Source organism: Actinomycetota bacterium (assembly GCA_030774015.1).
Classification (GTDB): Bacteria; Actinomycetota; UBA4738; order UBA4738; family JACQTL01; genus JALYLZ01.
This window is the reverse complement of the sequence record JALYLZ010000060.1, coordinates 1-11,429: the sequence shown is the minus strand read 5'-3', so window position 1 is coordinate 11,429 and position 11,429 is coordinate 1. Positions and strand designations below refer to the sequence as shown.

At 70.9% G+C, this 11,429-nt stretch carries 11 protein-coding genes; 10 read left to right on the top strand and 1 reads right to left on the bottom strand.

Annotated features, from left to right (window positions below; translation table 11 throughout):
- The 7 genes from infB to M3Q23_05925 form a co-directional block, all read left to right on the top strand.
- Positions 1-1,908, top strand: a 1,908-nt coding sequence (gene infB / locus M3Q23_05955) for a translation initiation factor IF-2 (GenBank protein ID MDP9341640.1), incomplete at its 5' end; no start/stop codon positions are given.
- Positions 1,909-1,933: 25 nt separating this feature from the next.
- Complete coding sequence (locus M3Q23_05950; GenBank protein MDP9341639.1) at positions 1,934-2,230, top strand: DUF503 domain-containing protein; 297 nt, start codon at positions 1,934-1,936, stop codon at positions 2,228-2,230.
- Positions 2,223-2,582, top strand: coding sequence for a 30S ribosome-binding factor RbfA (gene rbfA / locus M3Q23_05945; protein ID MDP9341638.1), 360 nt, complete (start codon positions 2,223-2,225; stop codon positions 2,580-2,582). The genes M3Q23_05950 and rbfA overlap by 8 nt, the downstream gene beginning before the upstream one ends.
- Positions 2,569-3,582, top strand: coding sequence for a bifunctional oligoribonuclease/PAP phosphatase NrnA (locus M3Q23_05940; protein ID MDP9341637.1), 1,014 nt, complete (start codon positions 2,569-2,571; stop codon positions 3,580-3,582). The genes rbfA and M3Q23_05940 overlap by 14 nt, the downstream gene beginning before the upstream one ends.
- A complete protein-coding gene (gene truB, locus M3Q23_05935; GenBank protein MDP9341636.1) occupies positions 3,579-4,436 on the top strand; it encodes a tRNA pseudouridine(55) synthase TruB in 858 nt (285 codons plus the stop codon). Before M3Q23_05940 ends, truB begins: the two co-directional genes overlap by 4 nt.
- A 29-nt stretch (positions 4,437-4,465) precedes the next feature.
- Entirely contained in the window at positions 4,466-5,410 is a 945-nt protein-coding gene (locus tag M3Q23_05930) for a bifunctional riboflavin kinase/FAD synthetase (protein MDP9341635.1), read from the top strand.
- A gap of 52 nt (positions 5,411-5,462) precedes the next feature.
- A complete protein-coding gene (locus M3Q23_05925; protein MDP9341634.1) occupies positions 5,463-6,494 on the top strand; it encodes a CapA family protein in 1,032 nt (343 codons plus the stop codon).
- A 307-nt stretch (positions 6,495-6,801) separates the two neighbouring features.
- Here M3Q23_05925 and M3Q23_05920 read toward each other — a convergent pair whose 3' ends face one another.
- On the bottom strand, positions 6,802-6,996 hold the full coding sequence (locus tag M3Q23_05920; GenBank protein MDP9341633.1) for a hypothetical protein: 195 nt from the start codon (positions 6,994-6,996) through the stop codon (positions 6,802-6,804).
- A 236-nt stretch (positions 6,997-7,232) separates the two neighbouring features.
- Here M3Q23_05920 and M3Q23_05915 point away from each other — a divergent pair, with 236 nt between their 5' ends.
- The 3 genes from M3Q23_05915 to M3Q23_05905 form a co-directional block, all read left to right on the top strand.
- Positions 7,233-8,609: a hypothetical protein gene (locus tag M3Q23_05915; GenBank protein ID MDP9341632.1), complete on the top strand. Its 1,377-nt coding sequence runs from the start codon at positions 7,233-7,235 to the stop codon at positions 8,607-8,609.
- A 93-nt stretch (positions 8,610-8,702) separates the two neighbouring features.
- Positions 8,703-8,972, top strand: a complete 270-nt coding sequence (gene rpsO, locus M3Q23_05910; protein ID MDP9341631.1) for a 30S ribosomal protein S15 — start codon at positions 8,703-8,705, stop codon at positions 8,970-8,972.
- 221 nt (positions 8,973-9,193) lie between these two features.
- Positions 9,194-11,429, top strand: a 2,236-nt coding sequence (locus tag M3Q23_05905) for a polyribonucleotide nucleotidyltransferase (GenBank protein ID MDP9341630.1), incomplete at its 3' end; no start/stop codon positions are given.

Sequence of the window (11,429 nt, the reverse complement as noted above, 5' to 3'; positions counted from 1 at the left end):
GCCGAGATCGTCGGGGTGGAGGGGGACGAGGCCGAGGCCCAGGCCCAGGACGTGGGCGTTGCGCGGCCCGAATCGGGCGACGGGAAGGTTCCCGCCGCCACGACGGTCACGGAGCCGGAAGCCGAGGTCGCGCCGCCGGCCGAGCCCGCCCCCGCCGAAGCCCTTCCCACCATCCGGGTGAGCCGGGGCGCCAGCGCCCAGGACGTCGCCGCGAAGACCGGCCGCACGCCGGCCGAGGTCGTGAAGAAGCTGTTCGACCTGGGGGAGATGGTCACGGCCACGCAGTCGCTGACCGACGAGGCCATCGATATCCTGGCCCGCGAGCTGGGCTTCCGCGCCGAGATCGTCGGGGTGGAGGGGGACGAGGCCGAGGAGGAGCAGGTCGACGAATCGCAGCTGCGGCCCCGGCCGCCCGTGGTCACGGTCATGGGCCACGTCGACCACGGGAAGACGCTCCTGCTGGACTCCATCCGCAAGACGGACGTGGCGGCCCGCGAGTTCGGCGGGATCACCCAGCACATCGGGGCCTACCAGGTCCACCTGGACGGCCACGAGATCACCTTCATCGACACCCCCGGCCACGAGGCCTTCACCGCCATGCGGGCCCGCGGCTCCCAGGTCACCGACATCGTCGTGCTGGTCGTGGCGGCCGACGACGGCGTGATGCCGCAGACGGTGGAGGCCCTGAACCACGCCCGCGCCGCCGGCGTGCCCATCGTCGTGGCCGTGAACAAGGTGGACAAGGCGGAGGCCGACGCGGAACGGGTGCGCCGCCAGCTGGTCGACCAGGGGCTGGTGCCCGTCCAGTGGGGCGGGGATACCGAGTTCGTGGACGTATCCGCGAAGTCCGGGACGAACCTGGACAACCTGCTCGAGACCCTGCTGCTCCAGTCCGAGCTCCAGGCCCTGAAGGCCGACCCCCACGGGCCGGCCCGGGGAACCATCCTGGAGGCGTACCTGGACAAGGGGCGGGGCCCGGTGGCGACGGTCCTCGTGCAGCGGGGCACCCTGCACGTCGGCGACGCCATCGTGGTCGGGACCGTGCATGGAAAGGTCCGCGCCATGTTCGACGAGTGGGGGAAGAAGGTGACCGCGGCTCCGCCCTCCAAGCCCGTGCAGATCGTGGGCCTGGCCGCCGTTCCCGAGGCCGGGGACGAGTTCCGGGTGGTCGAGGACGAGCGGGAGGCCAAGCACATCGGCCAGGAGCGGGGCGCACGGGCCCGGGCCGCCGAGCTGGTGGCGTCCCGGCCGCCGGGCCTCCAGGAGCTCATCGCCATGACCCGCGAGGGCGAGGTCACCGACCTGAACCTGGTGGTCAAGGCCGACGCGGGCGGCAACCTCGAGGCCCTCATCGACGCCCTGGAGAAGCTTCCCCAGGAGGAGGTCCGGGTCCGGGTCATCCACCGCGGCGTCGGCGGCATCACGGAGAACGACATCCGCCTGGCCATCGCCTCGCAGGCCGTGGTCATCGGCTACAACGTGCGGCCCAACGCGGAGGCCACGGCGCTCGCCGAGAAGGAGGGCGTCGACCTCCGGCTGTACCGGGTCATCTACGAGGCCATCGACGACGTCCGGTCCGCCCTGTCGGGAATGCTCTCGCCGGAGGAGCGCGTGGTCGAGCTCGGTTCCGCGGAGGTCCGGGCCATCTTCCGGGTCCCTCGGCTGGGAGCCGTGGCGGGGTGCTACGTCACCCGCGGCACCATCACCCGGGGCGCCCGGGCCCGCCTGGTCCGCGACGGCGTGATCGTCTACGAGGGCCAGGTGGGATCGCTCCGGCGGTTCAAGGACGACGTCCGTGAGGTGGCGGAGGGGTTCGAGTGCGGCATCGGGCTGGAGAACTTCCAGGATGTCAAGGAAGGCGACGTCATCGAGACGTTCGAGGTCCGCGAGATCCCCCGCTCGCTCTGACGGTCGCCCCGAGGAACGCTCGAGCATGCTGGTAGGCCTGGAGAGGTTCGATCTCCGCATCCCGGGATGCACGTCGCTCAAGGAGAAACGCCACGTGGTGAAGGCGCTGACCGCGGGGATCCGCCAGAAGTTCAACGTGTCCGTGGCCGAGGTCGACCACCACGACCTGTGGCAGCGCACAACCCTGGCCGTGGCGGTGACCTCCGGGGAGTCCTACCAGGTCCGGAAGGTCCTCCACGAGGTGGCGAAGTTCATCGACCGGTTCGGACCGACCGAGCTGATCGACTCCGACCTGACCCTGCACTATCCCGACGATGACTGAACGTCTGGACCGGGTGTCCGAGGAGCTGCGCGAGATCCTGGCCTGGGAGATCGGCCGGCTGAAGGACCCGCGGCTCGGCTTCGTCACGGTCACCGGCGTGCGGGTGACGGCCGACCTCCGGAAGGCCCGGGTGTTCTACACGGTGCTCGGCGACGACGCGGCCCGCAAGGGCACGCGCGCGGCCCTGCGGTCGGCTCGGTCGCACCTGCGAGCCGTCCTGGGAAAGGAGGTCCGGATCAAGTTCGTGCCGGACCTGGAGTTCGAGGAGGATACGGAGCTCGAGCGGGCTCGCCGTGTCGACGAGCTCCTCGAGCGGATCCACGAGAGGGAGGGTGGCGGTGGCGAGGGCTGAACCGGTCGCGGTGGACCAGGGCGACGCCCTGTCTCGGGCGGCGGAGGTGCTGGAGGGGGCGACGGAGGTCGCCCTGTCCTGCCACATCAACCCCGACGCCGACGCGCTGGGCTCGATGCTGGGGCTGTCCGCGTTCCTGCGGGCCCGGGGGAAGCGAACGGTGTGCTCGTACGGGAACGACCCGTTCGAGCACCCCCGGTGGCTGAAGGAACTCCCGGGTAGCGACGCCCTGGTGCATCCGCGCCGGTTCCCGAAGGCTCCGGAGGTGCTCGTTACGCTGGACTGTGCCTCGCTGGACCGCCTCGGCCAGCTGGCGGCCACGGTGGCCCGAGCGCGGAACGTCGTGTGGATCGACCACCACGCCAGCAACGAGGGCCTGGGAACGGTGCCGCTCATCGACCCCAAGGCGTCGTCGACCGCCGAGATGGTGTTCCGGCTGATGCAACGCATGGGCGGGGAGATCCCCGCTGAGGCCGCGGCCTGCCTGTACGCGGGCCTGGTCACGGACACCGGCCGGTTCCAGTACGAGGCGACCTCTCCGGAGACGCTCCGGCTGGCGGCCGAGCTCCGGCAACACCCGTTCGACCACGCCAAGCTGGCCCAGGCCCTGTTCGAGGACAACGGGCTGGCCTACCTGAAGCTTCTGGGCACCGCGCTGCACCGGGTCGCGTTCGACCCCGAGGCCGGCCTGGTGTGGACGTACCTGACCCAGGCAGACATCCAGGACGCCGGTATCCACCCCACCGAGGGCGACGACCTCATCGACGTCGTGCGGACGGCGCGCGAGGCCGACGTGGCCGCCGTGCTGAAGCAGCAGCGCGACGGCCGGTTCAAGGTCAGCATGCGGTCGCGAGGGGGCGCCGACCTGGCCGCGCTGGCGGCGCGCTTCGGTGGAGGCGGGCACCGGCTGGCCGCCGGGTTCACCTCCAAGGTCGGGCTGGAGGAGACGGTGCGCCAGATCGCCGAGGCGCTGCGGGAGCAGGCCGCGGCTCGAGGATGACCGCGCCGGAAGGGCTGCTGCTCGTCGACAAGCCCGGCGGTATCACCTCGCACGACGTGGTCGACGCCGTCCGGCGTCGCCTGGGGACCCGCAAGGTCGGCCACGCCGGGACGCTCGATCCCATGGCCACCGGGCTCCTGCTGGTGGGGGTGGGACGCGCCACGCGACTGCTGCGGTTCCTGTCGGGGCTGCCCAAGACGTACGAGGGGACCGCTCGCCTGGGCGTGGAAACCGACACGCTCGACGCCGAGGGAGAGGTGGTACGGACCGCCCCGGTCACCGTGTCACGGCCCGACCTGGAGGGCGCCATGCGGCGCTTCGTGGGCGACATCGAACAGCGGCCACCGGCCTATTCGGCGGTGAAGGTGGGCGGACAGGTCCTGCACCGGGCCGCCCGGGCCGGCCGGGCCATCGAGGCCCCCGCACGGCCCATCCGGGTGGACGCCTTCGACCTCCTCGGGTTCGACGGCGCGGACTTCGAGTTCCGCGTGTCGTGCTCCAGCGGGACCTACGTCCGCGTCCTGGTGGCGGACGTGGGTGCCGCGCTCGGGTCCGGCGCCCACCTGACCAGGCTGGTTCGAACGAGTGTCGGGCCGTTCTCGCTGGAGGACGCGGTGCCCATCGGCGAGCTGGGGCGGAAGCCACCCCTGCCCGTCGAGGCGGCCGTGCCCCATCTTCCGTCCATCTTCCTGGAACAGGAGGAAGCCGGAGCCGCGGCGAACGGGCGTCCCCTTGGCCCGGCGGGCATCGAGGGGCCCTACGCCGTCCTGGGCCCCGACGCTCGGCTGATCGCTGTGTACCGCGACGACGGGGCCAAGGCCGTACCCGAGATGGTGCTCGGTCCTCGGGTCTGAGCGTCCCTCCGTCCGTTACCCTCACCGCCATGGACGTGCTCCGGGGCATCGACCAGCTGGAAGCGGAGGGCCGGCCCGCCGCCGTCACCATCGGCTTCTTCGACGGCGTGCACCGCGGGCATCAGGCCGTGATCCGGCGAACGGTCGACGTGGCGGCGCAGCGCGGCCTCGACGCGGTGGCGGTGACGTTCGACCGCCATCCCCTGGAGACGCTGAGTCCCGGCAAGGCGCCGCTGCTGCTCACCACGCTGGAGCGGAAGATCGAGCTGGTCTCCGCACTGGGTGTGGACCGGCTCCTGGTCCTCGAGTTCACCGAGGACCTCTCGCGGTGGCAGCCCGACGAGTTCGCAAAGCGTGTCCTCGCGGACGGGCTGCGGGCCGAGCACGTGGTCGTCGGCACGAACTTCACCTTCGGGCACCGGGCCATGGGGAACCTCCTCGTGCTGGCCGAGCTGGGTGAGGGCATGGGGTTCACGGTCGAGGGCATGGCCCTGCTGCGGCTGAACGGGCGCGGGGTGTCGTCCACCTCCATCCGGGAAGCGCTGGTGGCGGGGGACCTGGAATGGCCCGAGCGGGCACTGGGCCGGCGGTACTCGGTGGAGGGTCGCGTGGTCCGCGGCGCCGGCCGGGGAACGGGCCTGGGATGGCCCACGGCGAACCTGGAGACCCCTCCCAGCATCCTGCTCCCCGACGAGGGCGCCTACGCCGGCATCGCCCGCGGGCCCCGGGGCGAGTTCGTGGCGGCCATCAACATCGGGGGAAACCCCACCTTCGGGGCGGAACCGGTGCACATCGAGGCCTACCTGCTGGACTTCCAGGGGGACCTGGTGGGGGAGACCCTGGAGATCGAGTTCTGGACCAGGCTCCACGACGAGATCGCCTTCGAGAGTGCCGAGGCCCTGGCCGACCAGATCGCCGAGGACGTGGAGCGGACCCGGCAGCTGGTCGGCCGCGGCCCGCCGGCAACGCGCTAGGGTGCCCGGCCGCCACCGCCCGCCTCCCCGTTCGAGGATCCCGTTCGCGCTCGTGGCGATCGGTCTGGCCGGGGTGGCCGGGCTCGCCCTCTATCTGCGAACGCTCGGGGACCATCCGGCCACGGCCACGTCGCCCGGGCCGGGCGCGTCGGCCCCGCTGGCCCGATCGAGCCCCACCGGCCCGGTGCCATCGGCGTCCTCGCCCGCCCCGAGTCCGACCCCGGCACACCGCGGCCGGCTCCTCATCCACGGCGCGGGCGACACCAACTTCGACCCCAGCTACATCCCGAACCTTCGGACGTACGGCTGGGACTACGCCCTGTCGGGGCTGAACGGGCTGTTCAAGCAGGACGACCTCACCGTGGCGAACTTCGAGTGCGCGGTGTCGACGCTCGGCGCCGCCGTGCCGAAGACGTTCAACTTCCGGTGCGACCCCGACGCGCTGCCGGCCCTGAAGGCCGGGGGCATCGAGGTCGGCAACCTCGCCAACAACCACGCGTACGACTACGGCCCGGACGCCGTGGTCGACTCGCGCCGGAACCTGGAGAAGGCGGGGATCGCGCCCGTCGGCGCGGGAAAGGACGCCGACGAGGCCGCCGAGGCCGCCCTGTTCGAGATCAAGGGATGGAAGATCGCCGTGGTGGGGATCGACGAGGTGGTCGACCCGTATCCCGAGGCCGTCGCCACGGCCGACCACCCCGGGACGGCGTGCGGCCACGACGTGGGCTGCATGGTGGAGGAGATCCGGGAGGCGGCCTCGAAGGCGGACCTCGTGGTCGTGGACATCCACTGGGGCGTCGAGCTGGACACCCAGCCCCGGGACTACCAGGTCGAGCAGGCGCATCAGTTCATCGCGGCCGGCGCGGACGTCATCTTCGGCGGCCACTCCCACCGGCTCCAGCCGCTCTCCGTCTACCAGGGAAAGCCCATCTTCTGGAGCCTGGGAAACTTCGTGTGGCCCGCTTTCTCGGTCGAGGGCTCCACCACCGCGGTGGCCGAGGTGGTGGTCAAGCCCGACGGAACGATGACCGCGCGACTCATCCCCGCCTACATCGCCTCCAGCGGCCACCCCGTGCTGCGCTGACGGGACCACGGCCACCATTGCTGCGCCCGAGGACTCAGCCTTCGGTGGCCCCGGGGAGGTTGCGCCGAAGCGCATCTTGTGGCGTGCCCGGAGGGGGAGCACGATTGGGCCGATCGGCCGGGGCTGCGGCCCGCTTGGCCGCCCCCCGGTCGGCCGTTGGCTACCTTGGGAGGGGGGGCCAGGCCGATACGCGTTTCGCTTCGGAGGGCCTGCGTCACGGGTCGATCGTTCCCGCGTTTCTCATGTTGGCTCTCGTGTCGAGCGCCATTCGGGCTGGTACTGCATCGGGAACCAGTCCCACCACGGTCTACAGCAACGACTTCAACCTGGCGCCTGCGACGGTGTACAGCAACGACTTCGGCACGTCCATCGGCCCCGAGTGGTCCGGGGCCGGGATCCTGGACACGCCGAGCTCCGACCACGTCCTGGCGAGCGACGATTCGGGGTGCTGGTACACCCCGTCCGGAACGGTGTGCGGGAACAAGCCGTTCGGCTCCGGCACCACCCTCACCCTCACCGGGCTTCCGACCCACTCCGCGGTGGACCTCTCGTTCCAGCTGTACACCCTGCGGTCCTGGGACGGGAACGAGCCCCCACGGGTTCGGTCCGGACTTCTGGGACCTGGACGCCACCGGCGCGGCATCGGACATCCAGCCCCTGACCACGTTCTCCAACTACCCGGGGTACACCCAGGACTACCCGGACCCCTACACCTGCACGTGCTCCGAGGCAGGGTGCGTGGTGCCGAACGCGGGGACCACCGGATCGGCCGCCACCGGCGACCTCCTGGGCCCGGGGACGAGCTCGAACGGCGAGATCGCCGCCGCCCGCTACGACCTCGACGACTCCTTCGACCACACCGCCACTGACATCACCTTCACCTTCAGCGGCTCGGTCACCGAAGGGTGGTCGGACGAGGGGTGGGTCCTGGACGACGTGGTGGTCATGGTCACGCCGAACATCCAGGACACCTCCGCGGCGGCCACCTACGACATCACCACGACGGCGAGCGCCGACACCATCACGGTCCAGGACGGGCCGGTGGTGGACGGGTTCCAGACCGTGGAGATCTACGCCGATGGAGTGGGCTACGACCTGGCCAACAAGACCACCATCACGGTGAACGCGGGCGACGGGTCCGACGCCATCACCATCGACAACCCCACGGCGGCCGACGGCGTGTCATCGATCACAGTGAACGGCCAGGGTGACGACGACTCCGCCCGCGTCATCGCCACAGCCTCTGGCATCACCACGACCGCGGACACCGGGGGTGGGGCGGGCGACGCCGTGGACGTGGGCTCCACGCTGAACGGCATCGCCGGAGAGCTCGACCTGGTCGATGCCGGGGACGGCGGTGCCGCCACCCTGGACGACTCCTCCGACACCACCCCGAACGTGGTGACGGTGTCGGTCGGGACCGTCGCCGTCACGTACGTGACCGGGGCCTCCCCGGGCGACATCGACGTCGCAGGGATGGCCTCCATCGCCCTTTCTCTCGGCGCGGGGAACGACACCCTGCGGGTCCAGGGAGCGGACCCCGCCGTGTACTACGACCTCGACCTCGGCCCGGGTCGCGATGCCCTGGCCATGCTGGGCTCGGGCTCCGTGGCCTCGGGTTCCCCGATCCAGGGGGGATCGCAGAAGGACACCGTCAAGTACCCGAAGTACTCATCGGGAGTAACCGTGGACCTGTCCCTGGGCACGGCCACCGGCACCCCCGGCATCTCGGGCTTCGAGAACGTTACCGGCTCGGCTTTCCCCGACGCCCTCACCGGTGACGACGGGCCCAACGTGATCGCGGGGACGGGCGGGGGCGACACCCTGTCGGGTCTGGGGGGAGACGACCAGCTCACCGGGACCGCTGGCGACGACGTCGTCTCCGGCGGCGACGGCAACGACCGCATGAACGGCGCGGAGGGCGACGACCACCTCATGGGGGACGCCGGGAACGACCGCATGGCCGGGGGAGCGGCCGATGTGGCGGAAGGGGGAGACGGCAACGACCGGCTGGGAGTCAAGGACGGGGTGCACGGCAACGACTCTGCCGACGGGGGATCGGGCACCGACACCTGCGTGGTCGACTCCGGCGACAACGTGGTGAGCTGCCCGTAGGGGCGGCGCGAACCTTTCGGTGCTCGTCCGGGCCCGGTCGGAGGACGTTTGGGCCGGTCGCGGCGGCTGCGTGGTAACCTCGAACGGATCGCAATGGCATTGGTCAAAGAAGAAAAGTCGCAAATCATCCAGGAGCACCGTCGAGACGAGGCCGATACCGGCTCGCCCGAGGTTCAGGTCGCCATTCTCACCACGCGCATCCAGGGCCTCACGGAGCACCTGAAGTCGCACAAGGAGGACCATCACTCCCGGCGCGGCCTGCTCCAGATGGTGGGCCGGCGCCGGAGGCTGCTGGACTACCTCAGGCACGAGGACATCGAGCGCTACCGGGCGCTCATCGCGCGCCTGGGACTCAGGCGGTAGGGATTCAGGGGGCGGCGGAAGCCGCCCTTGCTGCATTCGAGGGAAGGAGACGGCCAGAGGAACGAGACCCACTGACCAGGGCCGGGAAGCCACCAGGTCAGTTATCAGTTGCGGACTCCAGACCCCTTCGGCCTGAGGCCCACCACTGAGAACTGGCCCCCTCCTCGGCCCGAGCGTATCGATCAGGCGCGCCACGCGCCGCGGTTCACGAGGAGGAACCAGTGACCATCACCACATCTACCCGCAACATCGGCGGGACCGACATCACGCTCGAGACGGGTAAGCTCGCCAAGCAGGCGGGCGGCGCCGTCGTCGTCACCATCGGCGAGACTCAGATCCTCGCCACCTGTACCAGCTCGAATCCCCGCGAGGGGATCGACTTCTTCCCGCTGACCGTGGACGTGGAGGAGCGGATGTACGCGGCCGGCAAGATCCCGGGCGGGTTCTTCCGCCGGGAGGGCCGTCCCTCCGAGACCGCCATCCTGACCGCCCGGCTGGTGGACCGTCCGCTGCGGCCGACCTTCTCCGAGGGATACCGGGACGAGGTCCACGTCGTGATCACGGTCCTGTCCGCGGACATGGCCAACCTGTATGACGTCCCCGCCATCAACGGCGCCGGCATCGCCACGATGCTGGCCGGGCTCCCGTTCGAGGGTCCGGTGGGCGCGGTCCGCATGGGCCTGATCGGCGGCCAGTGGAAGGTCAATCCGACCTACCAGGAGCTCGACCTGGCCACCTTCGACATGGTGGTGGCGGGACGGCGCAACGACACCGGCGGCATCGACGTGCTGATGATCGAGGGCGAGGCCCCGGACGAGGCCTGGAAGCTCATCGAGGACGGCGCCACCCAGCCCACCGAGGAGGTCGTGGCGGAGGGCCTGGAAGCGGCCAAGGAAGCGCTCGCGGAGATGCTCGAGTTCCAGCAGCAGTTCCTGGCCGAGGCCGGCGCCGCCCGGCGGCCGTTCGAGCCCACCAGCCTCATCGACGAGGACGTCCGCCGGGCCGTGGAGGAGTTCGCCCGCGACCGGATCACGGCCGCCCTGGTGCCGGCGAAGCTGGAGCGCGAGGCCAGGCTGGACGCCCTGAAGGACGAGCTGAAGCAGCACCTCCACCAGACGTGGGGTGAGGAGCTGTACGCCGAGCGGGCCTCGCAGATCTCGCCCGCGTTCAAGGAGCTCCAGCGCGGGATGATGCGCCGGCGCGTGGTGGACGAGGGCATCCGCCTGGACGGCCGGAAGCCCGACGAGATCAGGCAGCTGTCGGCCGAGGTCGGCCTCATCCCTCGGGCCCACGGCTCCGGACTGTTCCAGCGGGGCGAGACCCAGGTCCTGAATGTCACCACGCTCGGGATGCTCCGGATGACCCAGATGATCGACACGCTCGACCCCGAGGACTCCAAGCGGTACATCCACCACTACAACTTCCCGCCCTTCTCCACCGGCGAGACCGGCTTCATGCGCGGGCCGAAGCGCCGCGAGATCGGCCACGGCGCGCTGGCCGAGCGGGCCCTGGTGCCGGTGATCCCCGACGAGAACGATTTCCCGTACGCGCTCCGGCTGGTGTCGGACGTGCTGGAGTCGAATGGCTCCACGTCGATGGCCAGCGTGTGCGCGTCGACCCTTTCCCTCATGGACGCCGGCGTGCCGATCAAGGCCCCGGTGGCCGGAATCGCCATGGGCATGATCGCCGAGGGCGGCGAGTTCGTGACCCTCACCGACATCCTGGGGGCCGAGGACGCCCTGGGCGACATGGACTTCAAGGTGGCCGGGACCCGCGACTGGGTCACCGCCATCCAGCTGGACATGAAGGTCACCGGCCTCCCGGCCGAGGCCCTCGCGCAGGCGCTGAAGCAGGCCCGTGAGGCCCGGCTCCAGATCCTGGACGTGATGCTGGCAACCCTCCCCGAGCCGCGTTCGGCGCTCAGCCCGAAGGCCCCCCGGGTGGAGATGATCCAGATCCCGGTGGACAAGATCGGGGAGGTCATCGGGCCCAAGGGGAAGCGGATCAACGAGATCATCGCCCTGACCGGGGCGGACATCGACATCGAGGACGACGGCCGCATCTTCATCGGCTCGCGCGAGGGCGAAGGGGCCGAGCAGGCCAAGGAGATGATCAACCAGATCGTGCACCCCCGGCTGCCCGAGGTGGGGGAGCGCTTCGAGGGGACCGTGGTGAAGACCACAGACTTCGGGGCGTTCGTGAACATCCTCCCGGGCACCGACGGCCTCATGCACATCTCGAAGCTCGGCCGGGGCCGCCGCCTCTCGAGCGTCGAGGAGGCCGTGAAGCAGGGCGACAAGCTCACCGTGGAGGTCGAGACCGTGGAGCCCGAGCGGGGACGCATCGCGCTGAAGCCCGTCGGCGAGGGCTGGGACCCGCCCGAGGGTGGCTGGCCCCGCGTGGAGGGTGAGGGCGGGGAGCGCCATGACCGGGGCGACCGGCCGGGCGGCGGCAGGG